Here is a 16,161-nt window from a genome sequence, read left to right on the forward strand (position 1 = left end):
CGACTTTACAGGCCGCCGCCCGAGAATTTCATCGTGCCCGATCGGGGCGCGATGCATCCATCGGGTATCGGCATGTCCCTGCAAGTTCCATCTATCCATGCCGTTCCGGCGTCTGTCGGCGCAGCCTGTGTCGGCGCGTTGCTGCTGTCGGCCGCATTCCGTGCCGATGCCGCCGAGCTCAGCGGCAACGCCGCGCTGACCAGCGACTACATCTGGCGCGGCAGCACACAGACCCACGGCGATCCTGCAGTGCAGGTCGGCTTCAAGATCGCCGGCGACTCCGGCCTCTACGGCTCGGCCTGGGCTTCGAACGTGGAGTTCGCGCCCGAAACCCATGCCAGCAGCGAGTTCGATTTCACCCTGGGCTGGGGGCGGAGCCTTGGCGCCGACTGGGCGATCGACGTCAACGTGCTGCATTACGCCTATCCGTCGACGACCAGCGATCTCGACTGGACCGAGCTCAATGGCACAGTGACCTGGAAGGGCAACTACTGGGCCTCGCTTGGCTATTCGAACGAAGCACTCGGCTACGGCGACAGCGGAATCTACGGCCTCGTCGGTGCGAAGTGGCCGCTCAACGACCGGCTCCGTTTCGAGGCAATCGCGGGTTACTACGACCTCAAGGATCTTGACGGCGACCATCGCGACGACAGTTACGCGCACGGTTCACTCAGCGCGGTATGGGCGCTCACTGCAGCCGGCTCGAAACCCGCCGTCGAGGCCCGCTTCACCGCGCACACCACGAGTTCGAGGGCGGAGGATTTCTTCGGTGACGAACTCGCAGGCAGCCGCGTCGAAGCGGCGTTGCAGACATCCTTCTGAAAGGAGAAATGAAATGCCCGACTGGTTGGCAATGCTCTGTGCGATCGCGGTCATCATCGCGGCCGCCTATCTCCTGTTCGTGATCCTGTATCCCGAGCGCTTCTGAGTCGCCACGATGAATGAATTCCTCTTCCTTTTCGTCCTGGCCATCGTCCTCGGCTGGCCACTGGGCCGTTACCTGGCCGCGGTGATGCGCGGCGCGCCGATGCGCGTGGATGCGTGGTTCGGCTGGATCGAAAAGCCTATCTATCGCGTGCTCGGTACCGACCCTTCGCGCGGCATGAGCTGGCGCGGATACGCCAAGGCCTTCGTGCTCAGCAATCTGCTGATCGGCGTCATCGTCTGGGTGTTGTTCATGACCCAGGCCTGGCTGCCGCTCAATCCGGACGACATCCCCAACATGCGCTGGGACACCGCGCTGCACACGATGGTGTCGTTTCTCACCAACACCAACCAGCAGCACTATTCGGGACAGGCGCAGTTGTCGTACCTGTCGCAGATGGTCGGCATCGTCGGCCTGCAGGTGGTGACGCCGATGATGGGGCTGGCGATGGTGGTCGCCACGTTACGCGCCCTGTTCGGCGGGCGCGGGGAAATGGAGCATGCCGGCACACGGCTCGCCGATGCGCACGTCGCGCAGGGCCATGTCGGCGAAGGCGGCGATCGCGATGTCGGCAACTACTGGGCCGACGTGGTCCGGGCGACGTTCCGCTTCATGCTGCCGCTGTGCCTGCTGTGGTCGCTGCTGCTGACCAGCCAGGGCGTGCCGTCGACGCTCGCCGCGGGCCCGGTGGTCACGCCGGTCGATGCCAGTGCCGGGATGACATCGCAGAAGATCCCGCTGGGCCCGGTGTCGCCGATGGTCGCGGCCAAGCAGCTCGGTTCCAACGGTGGCGGCTGGTATGGACCGAACAGCTCGGTCGCGCTGGAGAACCCCACGCCGTTGTCCAACCTGATCGAGAACCTCGGCATCCTGCTGATCCCGGTCGCGATCGCCTTCATGGTCGGTCCGTTCACGCGGCGCCGGAAACTGACCGCGCTGGTGTTCGGCACGATGCTGCTGATGTCGCTGGCTTCGACCGGCCTGTCGGTGTGGTCCGAGGCACATTCGGCGACCGCGGCCGACCCGGCGCTGATGGAAGGCAAGGAGGTGCGCCTGGGGGCGGAAGCCTCTGCGGTGTGGTCGTCGATGACCACGCAGGTCAACAACGGCTCGGTCAATGCCATGCACGATTCGCTGGCGCCGCTGACCGGCATGGTGGCGATGTCCAACATGCTGATCAACGCGATCTGGGGCGGCGTGGGCTGCGGCCTGCAGCAGTTCCTGGTGTACCTGCTGCTGAGCGTCTTCCTCGCTGGGCTGATGACCGGACGCACGCCGGAACTGTTCGGACGCAAGATCGAGGCGGCCGAAGTGCGGCTGCTGGCCTTGCTGATCCTGCTGCAACCGCTGGTCATCCTCGGCTTCACCGCGGTGACGCTGGCGATTCCCGCGATCACCGGAAGTTCCACTCCGGGCTTTCACGGCATCAGCCAGGTGTTCTACGAGTACACCTCGGCGTATGCCAACAACGGTTCCGGTTTCGAAGGCCTGGGCGATGCCACGTACTGGTGGAACCTGAGCTGCGCCGTGGTCCTCGCGCTGGGCCGGTATCCGGCGCTGATCGTGCCGCTGGCGGTTGCCGGGCTGATGGCGCGAAAGCGCGTCGCGCCGGAGGGCGTGGGCACCCTGCGCATCGAATCGGCGACGTTCGCGCTGACGATGATCGCGGTGATCGTGATCCTGACGGTGCTGCAATTCATGCCGGCGCTGGTACTGGGCCCGGTCGCCGACCACCTCACGCTCGTCGCTTACTGAGCGGGGAAATCCAATGACTGACACGATCCATCCAGGCAAGACCCGCGTCGGCCATCCGGCGCTCATCGATGCCACCGCATTCCGGCAGGCGCTGGCGCAGGCCTTCATCAAGCTTGCGCCGCGGCACCTGATGGGCAGCCCCGTGATCGCGGTGGTGATGGCAGGCACGGTCCTGTCCGCGCTGATCGCAGTGTTCGGCGACGGCAACGCGGCATTCGGTGCGGCGGTCGCCGTGATCCTGCTGGTGACGGTGCTATTCGCCAACTTCGCGGAAGCCGTCGCCGAGGCCCGCGGCCGCGGCCAGGCGGCATCGTTGCGACGTGCGCGCAAGGATCTGGTGGCGCGGCGCGTCGACACGCTGCTCGGCGGCAGCGAGACGAAGATCGTCGCCGCCGAGTTGCGCCCCGGTGACCTGGTCATCGTCTCGGCAGGCGAGCTGATCCCTGCCGATGGCGAGATCGAACGCGGCGTTGCCACCATCAACGAATCCGCGGTCACCGGCGAATCGGCCCCGGTGTTGCGCGAGGCCGGCACCGATCGTTCCGGCGTGATCGGTGGGACCAAGGTGCTGTCCGACGAGATCATCATCCGCATCACTGCGGAGCCGGGCCACAGCTTCCTGGACCGCATGATCGCGCTGGTCGAGGGTGCGAATCGCCAGAAGACGCCCAATGAGATCGCGCTGACGATGCTGCTGGCGGCGATGACGCTGACTTTCCTGATCGTGGTCGCCACCTTGCCCGCGATCGGCGCCTTCGTCGGCGTGCACGTCGATCCGTTGTTGCTGATCGCCCTGCTGGTCTGCCTGATCCCGACAACGATCGGCGGCCTGTTGCCGGCGATCGGCATCGCCGGCATGAACCGCGCGCTGTCGGCCAACGTGCTGGCGAAATCCGGCAAGGCGGTGGAAGTCGCGGGCGACGTCGATGTGCTATTGCTCGACAAGACCGGCACGATCACCCACGGCGACCGCCAGGCGACCGTGTTCCATCCACTGGCTGGCATCGATGCCGCGGTATTGCGCGACGCGGCGCTCCTGTCGTCGCTGGCCGACCCGACGCCGGAAGGCAAGTCGATCGTCAGGCTGGCGCGCGAACAGGGTTGCACCGTCGCCGAACCGGATCGCGCCGAGTACGTGCAGTTCAGCGCGCAGACACGGATGTCGGGCGTGGACCTGCCAGTCATGACCTCGCAGGGCGAGGGCAACGAGACGCGCGTGATCCGCAAGGGTTCCGGCGATGCCATCGCCAGGCATGTGCGTGTGCTGGGCGGGCAGGTCGAGTCGGAACTGCTGGCGCGCATCGACCAGGTCGCGCGCAGCGGCGCCACGCCACTGGTGGTGTCGGATGGTCGCCACGTGCTTGGCGTGATCGAGCTGTCGGACGTGGTCAAGCACGGCGTCAAGGAAAAGTTCGCGCGGCTGCGCGCGATGGGCGTACGCACGGTGATGATCACCGGTGACAATCCGCTCACGGCCGCCGCCATTGCAGCCGAAGCCGGTGTCGACGATTTCATCGCCGAGGCCACGCCGGAGGACAAGCTGGCGCGGATCCGTGCCGAGCAGGCCAGCGGCAAGCTGGTGGCGATGGTCGGCGACGGCACCAACGATGCCCCCGCGCTGGCGCAGGCCGACGTCGGGCTGGCAATGAACTCGGGGACCCAGGCGGCGAAGGAAGCGGGCAACATGATCGATCTCGACAGCGATCCGGCGAAGTTGCTGGCCGTGGTCGAGGTCGGAAAGCAGCAGTTGATCACGCGCGGCGCACTGACCACGTTCTCGCTGGCGAACGACGTTTCGAAGTACTTCGCGATCCTGCCGGCGATCTTCGCCGCCAGCATTCCGCAGATGGCGGCGCTCGACGTGATGCATCTGTCCAGCCCGGCCAACGCGGTGCTGGCGGCGTTGATCTTCAATGCGCTGGTCATCCCGGCGCTGATCCCGCTTGCGCTGAAGGGCGTCCGCTTCAAGCCGGCCAGTGCAGTGTCGTTGCTGCGCCGGAACATGCTGGTCTACGGCGTCGGCGGCGTGCTCCTGCCGTTCGTCGGCATCAAATTGATCGACCTGCTGCTGGCAGCGGTCGGCGGAGCCTGAAATGAAGACTGAAACTCCCGTGCTCGACAATGCCTGCAACCTGCGGGCCTCGCTCGGCCTGGCGCTGGTCGCGCTGCTGGTGATGGGGCTGCTCTACTCGCTGGCGGGAGCCGGCCTCGGCCGCGCGCTGTTCCCGGTGCAAGCCACCGGCAGCATCATCGAACGTGACGGCGTCGCGGTCGGTTCGGCGCTGGTGGCACAGCCCTTCGGCGACGCACGCTATTTCCAGCCGCGGCCATCGGCTGCGAATTACGATCCGATGGCCGCCGCCGGCAGCAACCAGGCGCGCAGCAATCCCGGCCTGCGCCAGCGCATCGATGACACCACGGCCGCGGTCGCCGCGCGTGACGGGATTGCGGCGGCGGACGTGCCGGCGGAGCTGGTCACGCAATCCGGCAGCGGGCTCGATCCCGATCTGTCGCCCGCAGGCGTGCAGGTCCAGGTCGCGCGCGTCGCGGCGGCGCGCGGCTTGCCGCCGGATGTCGTCGCAAGGCTTGTCGCCGGGCACACGCAGGCACGGCAGTTCGGCCTGCTGGGCGAACCGCGTATCAACGTGCTGGAGCTCAACCTGGCGCTCGATGCGTTGCGATGACGCCTTGTCGTTGGCTTCTCCCTCCGCGGGAAGGGCAGCCTGTCCAGAAAGGCAGGAAAATGGTTCGCGCATGAGTGGCGGGCGACCCGACGAGGTGCACAATTGACGCCATGAACAACCGCGACGCCAAGGCCAATGCGCTCGTCGAAGAACTGCGCCGGCAGGGCGCCGGGCGCCTGACGATCTTCCTCGGCGCGGCGCCCGGTGTCGGCAAGACATTCGCCATGCTGTCGCGAGCCAGAGAACTGAAGCGGCAGGGGGTCGATGTCGTCGCCGGCATCATCGAGACCCATGGTCGCAGCGAAACAGCGCACCTGCTCGACGGCCTGGAGGTGATGCCGCGAGCGCGCAGCGACTACCGCGGAAGCTCCCTGCAAGAGCTCGATCTCGACGCCCTGATTGCGCGCAAGCCGATGGTTGCGCTGGTCGACGAACTGGCGCACCGCAACGCACCGGGCAGTCGGCATGAGCGCCGCTGGCAGGACGTGATCGAACTGCTCGATGCCGGCATCGACGTCCATACCACGGTCAACATCCAGCACCTGGAAAGCCTCAATGACGTGGTGCACCGGATCACTGGCGTGCGCGTCAGCGAGACCGTGCCGGACAGCGTCTTCGACCGCCTGCGTGACATCGTGCTGGTCGACCTGCCGCCGCGCGAGCTGATCCAGCGCCTGAAAGATGGCAAGGTCTACGTGCCGGAACAGGCGGCGCAGGCACTGCAGGCGTTCTTCTCGCCATCGAATCTCGCGGCGCTGCGTGAGCTGACGATGCAGACGACTGCCGACCGCGTCGACAGCGACCTGCGCGAAACGCAAGCCGCGCGTGGCGCGCCGGGCATGAGCCTGCGTCGTGGCGTGATGATCGCAATCGACGGCCACGGGCAATCGGAATACCTGGTGCGCGTCGGCCGTCGCATCGCGGAACGCCGCGCCGCGCCGTGGACCGTCGTGACCGTGCAAGGCGCGCGCGCGCCGGCCGAATCGGTGCAGCGCGAGCTGGACCGCGCCTTTGCGCTGGCGCGCCGGCTCGGCGGCGAGGCCGTGGTGTTGCATGGCAACAACATCGTCGATGCGTTGCTCGATCATGCCGCGCAGAACGGCGTTTCCACGATCGTGCTCGGCCGCACCCGGGAGCGTCCGTGGGCGCGCATGGTCAATCGCACGCTGACGCAACAGCTACTGCAGCTCGGCGCGCACTTCGAGCTCAATATCGTCAGCACGCCGGAGGCACGCGCGAAATCGCGGCGCCACTTCCACAATCCATTCGAGGGCGGCGGCTGGCGCGACTTCGGCATCGCCTTGCTGGGCAGCGTGCTGGCGGTGATCGTGGCGGTCGTGGCCGAACGCTGGGTACAGCTCGACGACCTGTCGATGGTGTTCATCGTTGCCGTGCTGCTGGTCGCGGTGCGTACGCGCATGCGCGCGGCCATGATGGCCGCGGTGCTGTGTTTCCTGGCCTACAACTTCTTCTTCCTGGACCCGCGTTTCACTTTCTTCATCGGCGCACGCCAGGGCGTGGTGACGGTGCTGTTGTTCCTGATCGCGGCGATCGTCGCGGGGCGGCTTGCTTCGCGCCTGCGTCAGCAGGTGATGGCGTTGCGTGCTGCGAACACGCACGCGACCGCCCTGCAGGGATTGGGACGACAGCTTGCCAGCGCGGCTGATCTGGGCCAGGTGGTGCAGGCCGCGCGCACGGCGCTGCGGGCGTCGCTGGATGCTGCCACGTGGATTCGCATCGGCGACGACGACAGCATTCCCGAGGGTGTGCCACCGCCGGGCGACAAGGATCGCGCCGCCGCCGACTGGGCGCAGCATCATCGCCAGCCGGCGGGTCACTACACCGACACGCTGGCCGCTTCGGACTGGTGGTTCCTGCCCTTGCCGGATGAGCACGGCGTTTCAGGCGTGATCGGCCTGCGTTTCAGCGAACGCGACATGCGCCTCGGTCCCGAACGCCGCCGTCTCGCCGAGGCCATGGCCGACGATATCGCGCAGACCATCGTGCGCACGCGCCTGGTGGAGGATCTCGAAAGCGCGCGCGTTGGTGGCGAAACCGAACGCCTGCGTTCGGCGCTGCTGTCGTCGGTATCGCATGACCTGCGCTCGCCGCTGGCGTCGATCATCGGCTCGGCCAGCAGCCTGGAGAACTATGGCGACGCGATGGGCGAAGAGGACCGCCGCGGGCTGCTCGACACGATCCGGCTCGAAGGCGAACGTCTCGACCGCTACATCCAGAACCTGCTCGACATGACCCGGCTCGGCCACGGCAGCTTGCCGCTCAACCGTGACTGGATCGGCGTCGATGAGCTGATCGGGTCGGCGGTGGCGCGCCTGCAGCGCTACCAGCCAACGGCGCGCTTCGATGTCTCGATTGCGCCGGGCCTCGCGCCGATCTGGGTGCATCCTGCGCTGGTCGAGCAGGCGCTGTTCAACGTGCTCGAGAACGCATTGAAGTTCTCGCCGCCCGGCGAGGCGGTTGGCGTCGACGCGCGCCTGGTGGATGGCGCCCTGCGCATCGACGTGAGGGACCGCGGCCCCGGCATTCCCGAGGACGAGCGCAAGCGCATCTTCGACATGTTCTACAGCGTGGAGCGCGGCGATCGCGGGCGCGAAGGCACCGGCCTCGGCCTGACCATCGTGCGCGGCATGATCGGCGCGCACGGCGGCAGCGTCGAGGCGCTGCCGGGCGGGCCGGTGGACCATGATCGCCGCGGCACCACGATCCGGATTACCCTGCCGCTGATCACGCCGTCCAGAACCGCCCCGCCACCCGATGATTGAGGATGCCGCCAGCGCCGTTTCCGTGCCGCCAGCACGCGTGCTGGTCGTCGACGACGAGCCGCAGATCCGCAAGTTCCTCGACATCAGCCTGCGCGCGCAGGGCTACCACGTCGAGCTGGCTGCCAATGGCGAAGCTGGCCTGGCCACGCTAGCCACGCATGGTGCCGACCTGGTGATCCTCGACATCGGCCTGCCGGACCGTGACGGCCACGAAGTGCTGCGCGAGATCCGGCAGTGGTCGCAGGTGCCGGTGATCATGCTGACCGTGCGCGCGGATGAGGCCGGAAAGGTCGCCGCGCTCGATGGCGGCGCCAACGACTACGTCACCAAGCCCTTCGGTGTGCAGGAGCTGATGGCGCGCGTGCGCAGCCTGCTGCGCGCGCATGCGGCGCCGGCGGAAGCTCTGCCGCTGTTCGACGACGGCATGCTGCGCATCGATTTGCCGAAGCGCGAGGTGCGTCTCGTCGGCGAGGTCGTGACTCTCACGCGCAAGGAGTACGCGCTGCTGTCGCTGCTGCTGCGCAATGCCGGTCGCGTGGTCACGCAGCCGCAATTGCTGAGTGAGTTGTGGGGCCCGACCCACCAGCACGACACGCACTACCTGCGCATCCTGGTCGGCAAGCTGCGGCAGAAGCTGGGCGACGATGCCGCCGCGCCGCGTTACATCGCCACCGAGCCGGGCGTGGGTTTGCGGTTCTTGCCGGAGCGCGAATCGCCGTCCCCGGGATCCTGAGCGGCAATGCGAGTCCGTGGGAGCGGACATGGCCGCTCCCCACGGATATTGCCGGTTACTCGATCGGCTGGTCCAGCATCAACTCGCGCACGAAGCGCACCGGCGGCGCGCCGTAGGACAGCACCTGGTCGTTGTAGGCCTTCAGGTCGAACTTGTCGCCGAGCTTCGTCTCGACCGCCTTGCGCGTGTCGAAGTGCTCCTGCACGCCGACGAAGTAGGTCGGCAGCTGCGCGGAACTCAGTTGCGCACGCACCCACTTGCCGGCGGCCTCGCGCTCCTGCTGGAAGGCGTCATGGGTCATCAGGTGCATCGCCTGTTCGCGCGACCAGTTGTCGACGTGCACGCCCTGGTCGAGGATCGCGTTGGCGATCGTGCGCAGGTAGAACTTCAGCTGCACCAGGCGGAACAGCGGGTCGCCGTCGAGGTAGCCGGCATCGGTCATCATCTTCTCGGTGTAGACCGCCCAGCCTTCGGCGAACGGCCCCGAGCGCAGCACCGCGCGCAGCGTGGACGGGAACTGCGCCGAATGCGCGCCCTCCAGGTAATGGCCCGGCATCGCCTCGTGGATCGCCAGCAGGTCGATCATCCGCGAGTTGTATTCGCGCAGGAACGAGGTGGCCTGTTCGTCGGTCCAGTCGTCCGGGATCGGCGAGATCGCGAAGTAGGTGTCCAGGCCCTTGTCGAGCGGGCCGGGCGAGTCGCAGTAGGCCACCGCGACGCCGCGCTGGAACTCCGGCATCAGGATGATCTTGACCGGGTCGTCCGGCACCGTGACCAGGTCCTTTTCCTTCACGAATGCGGTGGCGTCGGCCAGCGCCTTCTTCGACGCGTCGACGACGTCGTTGCGTGCGGGACGGTTGGCATAGGCGAGTTCCAGCGCGGCTTCGATCGCCGCCTGCCGCTGCTCGTCGCTGGGCGCATCCGGCATCTGCGGCGCGTCGGGCTTGTCCTTGAGCACGGTCTGCGCGATGCCGTACATCTCATCGCGCACGCGCTTGAGCTCGGCTTCGCTGCGCTGCTTGATCTCGGTGCGCGACAGCGCGGAGTTGAGCGCGAACTTCAGCTTCTCGTCGTACAGCTTGGCGCCGATGCGGAAATCGCCCCTGGCATTGGGCACCAGGGTCTTGTCGAGCCAGTCCTGCTGTTCGGCCACCGCCTTGCGCAGCGTGGCCACGGCGTCGTCGAGCTGCTTGCGGTCGTCGCCGGACAGCTGGCCGGCATTCGGGGTGATGAACTGGTCCACCAGTTGCAGCACGCCGGCGTTCTGTTTCGCCACGGTCTCGGCGTGGATCTTCGGCACCCGTGCCGGGTCCAGGTTCTCGCGCATCTGCGCGAACAGCCCCGGGATCTGCTGCATGCGCGCGGTCGCGGACTTCAAGCGCTGCGGCATCGGCGCGAACTCGCGCGCCATCAGGTTGTAGATCGCGCCACCGGCCAGGCCGTTGTAGACCTGCGGATCCCAGGCCCAGCTCTGGAAGGTCTCGGTGTTCCAGATGTCGCCCTGCAGCTGGTTGCGCAGGATCAGCGCGTCCACCTGGTTCTCGCGCGACAGCTTCGACACGTCCATGGCGTCGAGTTGGGCAAGGATCTTCTTGCTGAAGTCGACGCCTTTCTGCCGGCCCGCGGCGCTGAGGTCGTCGAGCCGGTCGTCGTAGCGATGGTCGCCGACCTGGGTGGCATTGACTGGATTGAGTTGCAGCCAGCCGTCCAGCCATTCCTTCGAGAGTGCGGCGAAGGCGGTGTCGGCCTCCGTGGCGGCGCTGTCGGCCGCAGCATCGGATTGCGCCGCATCGATGGTGGCTGGTGCTGGCGGCGTCTGCGCCTGGCAGGCGGCCAGGGCGAGGGCGAGCAGGGCGACGGCGGGCAGGGTCTTGCGCATGGCGGTTCCGGCTGGGCGATGGGAAGCCCCGGATTCTGGCACGAAGCGCCAGCGTCGCCATGTGGCGTTCGTTGGCCTGCGTCACGGGCGTTGCGCGCGGCGTGGCGTTAAGGTGCATGCCTCATTACCCCGGAGCCAGGCCCATGACCCATCAAGGAAGCTGCCACTGCGGCGCCGTCGCCTTCGATCTGGAAGGCGAGGTGACCGAGGCGATCGACTGCAACTGCTCGATGTGCCGCCGTCGCGGCGGACTGCTGGCGTTCTTTCCGCGCGAGGCGCTGACGCTGACGACGCCGGAATCGAACTTCGCCACCTATCGCTTCAACAAGGAACACCTCGCGCACCATTTCTGCCCGACCTGCGGCATCGCGCCTTTCAGCGAGGGCGCGGACCCGCGCACCGGCGCGAAGATGGTCGCGGTCAACGTGCGCTGCCTGCCGAATGTGGACCTGTCCGCGCTCAAGGTCGCCCAGGTGGACGGCGCGAGTTTCTGACGACCTGCACGACCCCGTTCGTCTCGTGCGGACGTTGGCCATGTCACCGCGCCGCGTGGCGCATAACGGGAAAGGACGATGACGATGCACCCAGTCGTGCGATGGGCCGGTGCCGGCGTGCTGGCGCTGGCGCTGGCGGCCTGCTCGAACAAGACGCAGCAGGAACACGCTGTTGGCGCAGTCGGCTTCGCGGCCGCGCCGGCGGCCGATGCCGGGGCGCGGGCCGGGAATGCGGCCAACGACATGCAGGCGATGCTGGCCTACGAGCACCACGTGGGCGTGGTGCTGCCGGCCGACGAGACCGCGACGCGCATGCAAGCGGCCAAGGCAGCGTGCGAGGACGGGCGCTTCGGCGCCTGCGTGGTGCTCGATGCGCGCAGCCAGGGGGGCGACCAGCCGAGCGCGAGCCTGGGCATGCGCATCGTCCCAGCCGGTGTCGAGCGGATGATCGCGTTGGCTAGCCGGGACGCGCGGGTTGGCAGCCGCAGTACGCATGCCGAGGACCTCGCGGTGCAGGTGCGCGACAACGCGCTGGTGCAGGAGCGGCTGCGTAACGAACTGTCGCGCCTGCAGGAGTTCCAGCAGCGGCGCGACCTGGCCGTAGCCGACATGATCGCGCTCTCGCGCCAACTGGCCGAGACCCAGGCCCAGCTCGACGCCGCCGAGCGCGAAGGCGCGCAGAACCGGCGCCGGATCGACACCCAGAAGCTGACCGTGGATTTCCGTCCGCCGGCAGCCGAGAGCGGCCGCGGCGAGATCGGCCAGGCGTTGCGCGACTTCGGCGGCACGCTGTCGACCGGTGCGGCGTGGACGATCCGCGCGCTGGCGTTCCTGCTGCCGGTGTTGGTGGTGGTGGCCGTTCTGGTTGCACTGTGGCGCAGGCTGCGCCGGAACAGGGCACGCTAAGCCCTTCTTCCGCGTACGGGGCATGGTGCGAAGCGCCGGGTGATGGCGCGAGCGCAACTTGCTGCTTTGGGGTGTGCAATGCTTCGCCGTTCCTGAAGGGTTTCGCGTTCTTCATCAAGACGGGCCTATGCCGTCTCCGGTGCAGGTGCCACGTCCCGCGCCTCCCCGCGCAGCCATTCGATGAAGGCCGCCGCCGGCGCGCGCGGCCGCCGATGCGCGGGATGCACGATGTAGTAGGCGAAGCGGGTCTTGAGTTCCGGGCCAGGCAGGCGTTGCAGCTCGCCGCGCTGCAAGTAGGGCGCGACGATGTGCCGGCGCGCCAGCCCGATGCCGATGCCAACCGCGGCCGCGCGCATCACGTCGGTGCTGTCATTGAACATGTGCATGTCCGGCAGCCGCTGTCCGCGCAGGCCCGCGGCGCGGAACCAGTCCGGCCAGCCCTGCAGCGCGAGGTCGGAGAGCAGCGGGAACGCCAGCAGGTCGCTGGGGTCGGCGATGTCCTCGACGCCCGGCAACGACGGCGCCGCCACGGGGAACAGCGCGTCGTCCATCAGGTGCCGCGCCTTGAGCCCCGGCCAGTGTCCGGCGCCGTGGCGGATCGCCAGGTCCGGGCCGCCGTCCTCGAATCGAGCCAGCGACATGCCGGTGTCGAGGCTGATGCGCAGCTCGGGATGCGCGGAGAGGAAGCGCGGCAGCCGTGGCAGCAGCCAGCAATGGGCCAGCGAATGCAGGGTATTGATGCGCAGGCGCTGGCGGTCGTCGCTGCGGCCCAGCGACTGCGCGACGGCTTCCAGGTCCGATACCGCTGCCGAGGCAGCGTCGGCCAGCAGCCGGCCCTCGCCGGTCAGCGTGACGCCGCGGGCATGGCGCCGGAACAGAGCTACACCCAGGCTTGTTTCGAGCTTGCGCACGTGGTGGCTGACCGCACTGGCGGTCAGGTGCAGCTCCTCGGCGGCATGGGCGAAGTTCTGGTGCCGGGCTGCCGCGGCGAACACGCCTAGCGATGGCAGAAGGCCGGGACGCAGGTTCATGCGGGTCTCCCTGAGACACAAGCCAGATTCGTGGCTGGAGCGAAAAGTATGCGCTTGTCGGGTATTGCCGGGCAGGGACAATACACGGCAGCCCCCCACAAGATGACAGGCATGAGCACCCTCGACTGCACGCCGGCCACCACGACGCCCTTGCCACGGGCGGTCGCGCGTGACTGGATGACACCCCTGGAGTTGACCGTCCTCGGCGCGATCTGGGGCGCCTCGTTCCTGTTCATGCGGGTGGCGGCGAACGACTTCGGTGCGGTGCCGCTGGTCGAGGTGCGCCTGGCGCTGGGCGCGCTGGTGCTGCTGCCGTTCCTGTGGCGGTCACGCGCGCAGTTCCCGCGTGTGCTGTGGCCGAAGATCGCCCTGATCGGCGCGATCAACTCGGCGGTCCCGTTCATCCTGTTCGCCTGGGCCGCGCAGCGCGCACCGGCCGGCATCGGCGCGATCGCCAATGCGATGACGGTGCTGTTCACGGCGCTGGTCGGTTTCCTGTTCTTCGGCGAGAAGATCGGCGCGCGGCGTTCGCTCGCGTTGCTGGCCGGTTTTGCGGGCGTGGTGGTGCTGGCCAGCAGCAAGGTCGCCGGCGCCAGCATCGGCTGGGCGGTGGTGGCCGGCGCAACGGCCGCCTTCCTGTACGGCATCGGCATCAATCTCGTGCGTCGCCACCTGACCGGCCTGCCGCCGGCGGCAGTGGCGGCGGCCACGCTCGGCACGTCCGCGCTGCTGACGTTGCCGTTCGCGGCGCTGTCCTGGCCGCGGCATGCGATCCCGGTGCAGTCGTGGTTGTCGGCGTCGATGCTGGGCGTGCTGTGCACGGGCATCGCGTTCGTCATGTACTACCGCCTGATCGCCCGCATCGGTGCCAGCCGCGCATCGACCGTGACCTACCTGGTGCCGCTGTTCGGCGTGGCGTGGGCGTGGATGCTGCTCGGCGAGCCGCTGACCTGGGGCATGGGCATCGCCGGCGCGATGATCCTCGGCAGTGTCGCGTTGAGCCAGCGCGCGACGCGCTGAGCCGGGATAACCGGCGAACACCTGTTGGCTGCCCTGGAGAAATCGATGACCTACCGGCTTTTCGTCTACGGAACGCTCGCCCCGGGGCGGCCCAATGCGCATGTCCTGGCCGATGTCCCGGGACAGTGGCAACCCGCGACCGTCAGCGGCACCCTGCACAAGGAAGGCTGGGGCGCGGCGGTGGGCTATCCCGGCATCGTCCTCGACGCATGTGGTGACGAAGTCGACGGCTTCCTCTTCAGCTCGGGACACCTGCCTGCGCACTGGGCGCGCCTCGATGCGTTCGAGGGCGAAGGCTACGAACGCGTCATGGCCGAAGCGAAGCTTGCGGATGGCACGATCGTGGACGCCCACGTCTACGCGCTGCGCGGCGCCGGTCGCCGCCCGCCCGACGGGCAACAGCGACAGCCAGTGCTGCATCGGGCCACGCGATGAATGCGATCCGCGGCGAAATGCTGGCGCTGGTCGCCGCCGAAATCCCTGCGATCGAGGTCGGCCCCGGTTGCCGCCGCCGCGACCTGCCCAGCGCCGCCGGCGTGCGCGCGTGGATCGTCGAGATGGACCCCGGCAGCCAGTGGCCGCATGTCGACCGGCATCCGACCGGGGAGGACGTCTACGTGCTCGAGGGCGAGATGATCGAGGGCGAACAGCACTATCCGGCCGGTAGCTACCTGCATTTCCTGCCGGGATCGTCGCACCAGCCGCGGACCCGGACCGGGCTGAGGTTGTTCGGATTCAACGTGGTCGCCAAGTGAGCGGGAACCCGATGGCCGACGTGCAGCATCGCGTGCGGTTCGACTTCGAGATCGGCTTCAGCAATGGCGGCGATCTGCGTGGCCGTGGATTCCGGCTGGATATTCCCGGAAACGACATCGGCGACGCCGAACTGATCGAATACCTGGTCAGGGACATGCGCCTGCTGATGGTCGATCGCGCGAGCATCCGCAACAAGCAGGTCATCATCGAGCCGCACAAGCGACCCGACCCGCCCAGGTAACGTGATGACTGCAGGAGCGGCTTCAGCCGCGAGCTGTTGGCGTTGCCCTTGGGCTCCCACAACTGGTGTGATTGCAGCACCGGCTGCTATTTTCAGTCGCACCTCCCCCGGCGGAATTGCCATGCCCCATTTCATCTGCATCACCTGCGGGACGCAGTTCGCCGAGACCGCAGGCGAGCCCGGGCACTGCCCGGTCTGCGACGACGAACGCCAGTACGTCGGCCACGGCGGGCAGCAGTGGACGACGCTGGACCGGCAGCGCCGCACCCACCGCAACCGCATCGAACCCGAAGCCGATGGCCTGCTCGGCATCGGTACCGAGCCGGCGTTTGCGATCAACGAACGTGCGCTGCTGGTGCGCGCGCCGGGTGGCAACCTGCTCTGGGACTGCATCGCGCTGGTCGACGACGACACCGTCGCGCGGGTCAACCAGGCCGGTGGCATCCGCGCGATCGCGATCTCCCATCCGCACTACTACTCCGGCATGGTCGAGTGGAGCCGGGCATTCGGCGACGTGCCGATCCTGCTGCACGCCGCGGATCGCGAATGGGTGATGCGCGACGCGCCGGCGATCGAATACTGGGAAGGCGAAACGCGCGCGCTGTGGGACGACATGATGCTGGTCCGCTGCGGTGGGCACTTCGCCGGCGGCACCGTCGCGCACGTGCCGCACCTGCACGAGGGGCGCGGCGCGCTGCTGACCGGCGACGTGATCCAGGTGGCGATGGACAACCGGCACGTCGGTTTCATGCGCAGCTTCCCCAACTACATCCCGCTGTCGGCGCGCGCGGTGCGCGCGATCGAGGCGGCGGTGGAGCCGTATCCATTCGATTCGATCCACGGCGCGTGGTGGGGGCGCAGCATCGCCACCGACGCGCGCGCGGCGCTGGCGCGATCGGTCGATCGCTACATTCAGGCGCTGGAGGGGGTATACGACGGACGGTGACGGCACGA

At 67.9% G+C, this 16,161-nt stretch carries 16 protein-coding genes; 14 read left to right on the forward strand and 2 right to left on the reverse strand.

What is annotated here, in order from left to right; genetic code table 11:
• The first annotated feature begins 72 nt into the window (after positions 1 to 72).
• The 7 genes from ACTJIL_RS01975 to ACTJIL_RS02005 all read left to right on the forward strand — a co-directional run bounded on the left by ACTJIL_RS01975 (position 73) and on the right by ACTJIL_RS02005 (position 8,880).
• Positions 73 to 822, forward strand: a complete 750-nt coding sequence (locus ACTJIL_RS01975; protein ID WP_440753918.1) for a TorF family putative porin — start codon at positions 73 to 75, stop codon at positions 820 to 822.
• A gap of 13 nt (positions 823 to 835) precedes the next feature.
• Complete coding sequence (locus tag ACTJIL_RS01980) at positions 836 to 928, forward strand: potassium-transporting ATPase subunit F (RefSeq protein WP_440753919.1); 93 nt, start codon at positions 836 to 838, stop codon at positions 926 to 928.
• A 9-nt stretch (positions 929 to 937) separates the two neighbouring features.
• Entirely contained in the window at positions 938 to 2,680 is a 1,743-nt protein-coding gene (locus tag ACTJIL_RS01985; RefSeq protein ID WP_440753920.1) for a potassium-transporting ATPase subunit KdpA, read from the forward strand.
• Between the two features lie 13 nt (positions 2,681 to 2,693).
• A complete protein-coding gene (gene kdpB, locus ACTJIL_RS01990; protein WP_440753921.1) occupies positions 2,694 to 4,772 on the forward strand; it encodes a potassium-transporting ATPase subunit KdpB in 2,079 nt (692 codons plus the stop codon).
• A gap of 1 nt (position 4,773) precedes the next feature.
• Positions 4,774 to 5,364 (forward strand): potassium-transporting ATPase subunit KdpC, encoded by a 591-nt coding sequence (gene kdpC, locus ACTJIL_RS01995; protein WP_440753922.1) that lies wholly within the window; start codon positions 4,774 to 4,776, stop codon positions 5,362 to 5,364.
• A 110-nt stretch (positions 5,365 to 5,474) separates the two neighbouring features.
• Entirely contained in the window at positions 5,475 to 8,147 is a 2,673-nt protein-coding gene (locus ACTJIL_RS02000) for an ATP-binding protein (protein WP_440753923.1), read from the forward strand.
• Complete coding sequence (locus tag ACTJIL_RS02005) at positions 8,140 to 8,880, forward strand: response regulator (protein WP_440753924.1); 741 nt, start codon at positions 8,140 to 8,142, stop codon at positions 8,878 to 8,880. The genes ACTJIL_RS02000 and ACTJIL_RS02005 overlap by 8 nt, the downstream gene beginning before the upstream one ends.
• Positions 8,881 to 8,935: 55 nt before the next feature.
• Here ACTJIL_RS02005 and ACTJIL_RS02010 read toward each other — a convergent pair whose 3' ends face one another.
• Positions 8,936 to 10,759: a DUF885 domain-containing protein gene (locus ACTJIL_RS02010; RefSeq protein ID WP_440753925.1), complete on the reverse strand. Its 1,824-nt coding sequence runs from the start codon at positions 10,757 to 10,759 to the stop codon at positions 8,936 to 8,938.
• A 143-nt stretch (positions 10,760 to 10,902) separates the two neighbouring features.
• Between ACTJIL_RS02010 and ACTJIL_RS02015 the strand changes: the two genes are divergently transcribed.
• Positions 10,903 to 11,253: a GFA family protein gene (locus tag ACTJIL_RS02015; protein WP_440753926.1), complete on the forward strand. Its 351-nt coding sequence runs from the start codon at positions 10,903 to 10,905 to the stop codon at positions 11,251 to 11,253.
• A gap of 78 nt (positions 11,254 to 11,331) precedes the next feature.
• Positions 11,332 to 12,159: a DUF4349 domain-containing protein gene (locus ACTJIL_RS02020; protein ID WP_440753927.1), complete on the forward strand. Its 828-nt coding sequence runs from the start codon at positions 11,332 to 11,334 to the stop codon at positions 12,157 to 12,159.
• 125 nt (positions 12,160 to 12,284) lie between these two features.
• Here the strand turns inward: ACTJIL_RS02020 and ACTJIL_RS02025 are convergent, their stop codons facing one another.
• A complete protein-coding gene (locus ACTJIL_RS02025) occupies positions 12,285 to 13,190 on the reverse strand; it encodes a LysR substrate-binding domain-containing protein (protein WP_440753928.1) in 906 nt (301 codons plus the stop codon).
• 111 nt (positions 13,191 to 13,301) lie between these two features.
• Here ACTJIL_RS02025 and ACTJIL_RS02030 point away from each other — a divergent pair, with 111 nt between their 5' ends.
• From ACTJIL_RS02030 to ACTJIL_RS02050, 5 genes are all read left to right on the forward strand, one after another.
• On the forward strand, positions 13,302 to 14,210 hold the full coding sequence (locus ACTJIL_RS02030) for a DMT family transporter (RefSeq protein ID WP_440753929.1): 909 nt from the start codon (positions 13,302 to 13,304) through the stop codon (positions 14,208 to 14,210).
• Between the two features lie 45 nt (positions 14,211 to 14,255).
• Positions 14,256 to 14,645 (forward strand): gamma-glutamylcyclotransferase family protein, encoded by a 390-nt coding sequence (locus tag ACTJIL_RS02035; RefSeq protein WP_440753930.1) that lies wholly within the window; start codon positions 14,256 to 14,258, stop codon positions 14,643 to 14,645.
• Entirely contained in the window at positions 14,642 to 14,965 is a 324-nt protein-coding gene (locus tag ACTJIL_RS02040) for a cupin domain-containing protein (protein WP_440753931.1), read from the forward strand. The genes ACTJIL_RS02035 and ACTJIL_RS02040 overlap by 4 nt, the downstream gene beginning before the upstream one ends.
• 11 nt (positions 14,966 to 14,976) lie before the next feature.
• A complete protein-coding gene (locus ACTJIL_RS02045) occupies positions 14,977 to 15,207 on the forward strand; it encodes a cyclase (RefSeq protein WP_440753932.1) in 231 nt (76 codons plus the stop codon).
• Positions 15,208 to 15,328: 121 nt separating this feature from the next.
• Positions 15,329 to 16,153 (forward strand): MBL fold metallo-hydrolase, encoded by an 825-nt coding sequence (locus tag ACTJIL_RS02050; protein ID WP_440753933.1) that lies wholly within the window; start codon positions 15,329 to 15,331, stop codon positions 16,151 to 16,153.
• The last annotated feature ends 8 nt before the right edge of the window (positions 16,154 to 16,161 follow it).

Origin of the sequence: Luteimonas sp. 22616, from assembly GCF_052044325.1 — a bacterium.
GTDB lineage: Bacteria > Pseudomonadota > Gammaproteobacteria > Xanthomonadales > Xanthomonadaceae > Luteimonas.

Coding starts and splice junctions, on each gene's coding strand:
- ACTJIL_RS01975 (WP_440753918.1), top strand. CDS start 73: ATGTCCCTGCAAGTTCCATCTATCCATGCCGTTCCGGCGTCTGTCGGC.
- ACTJIL_RS01980 (WP_440753919.1), top strand. CDS start 836: ATGCCCGACTGGTTGGCAATGCTCTGTGCGATCGCGGTCATCATCGCG.
- ACTJIL_RS01985 (WP_440753920.1), top strand. CDS start 938: ATGAATGAATTCCTCTTCCTTTTCGTCCTGGCCATCGTCCTCGGCTGG.
- kdpB (WP_440753921.1), top strand. CDS start 2,694: ATGACTGACACGATCCATCCAGGCAAGACCCGCGTCGGCCATCCGGCG.
- kdpC (WP_440753922.1), top strand. CDS start 4,774: ATGAAGACTGAAACTCCCGTGCTCGACAATGCCTGCAACCTGCGGGCC.
- ACTJIL_RS02000 (WP_440753923.1), top strand. CDS start 5,475: ATGAACAACCGCGACGCCAAGGCCAATGCGCTCGTCGAAGAACTGCGC.
- ACTJIL_RS02005 (WP_440753924.1), top strand. CDS start 8,140: ATGATTGAGGATGCCGCCAGCGCCGTTTCCGTGCCGCCAGCACGCGTG.
- ACTJIL_RS02010 (WP_440753925.1), bottom strand. CDS start 10,759: ATGCGCAAGACCCTGCCCGCCGTCGCCCTGCTCGCCCTCGCCCTGGCC.
- ACTJIL_RS02015 (WP_440753926.1), top strand. CDS start 10,903: ATGACCCATCAAGGAAGCTGCCACTGCGGCGCCGTCGCCTTCGATCTG.
- ACTJIL_RS02020 (WP_440753927.1), top strand. CDS start 11,332: ATGACGATGCACCCAGTCGTGCGATGGGCCGGTGCCGGCGTGCTGGCG.
- ACTJIL_RS02025 (WP_440753928.1), bottom strand. CDS start 13,190: ATGAACCTGCGTCCCGGCCTTCTGCCATCGCTAGGCGTGTTCGCCGCG.
- ACTJIL_RS02030 (WP_440753929.1), top strand. CDS start 13,302: ATGAGCACCCTCGACTGCACGCCGGCCACCACGACGCCCTTGCCACGG.
- ACTJIL_RS02035 (WP_440753930.1), top strand. CDS start 14,256: ATGACCTACCGGCTTTTCGTCTACGGAACGCTCGCCCCGGGGCGGCCC.
- ACTJIL_RS02040 (WP_440753931.1), top strand. CDS start 14,642: ATGAATGCGATCCGCGGCGAAATGCTGGCGCTGGTCGCCGCCGAAATC.
- ACTJIL_RS02045 (WP_440753932.1), top strand. CDS start 14,977: ATGGCCGACGTGCAGCATCGCGTGCGGTTCGACTTCGAGATCGGCTTC.
- ACTJIL_RS02050 (WP_440753933.1), top strand. CDS start 15,329: ATGCCCCATTTCATCTGCATCACCTGCGGGACGCAGTTCGCCGAGACC.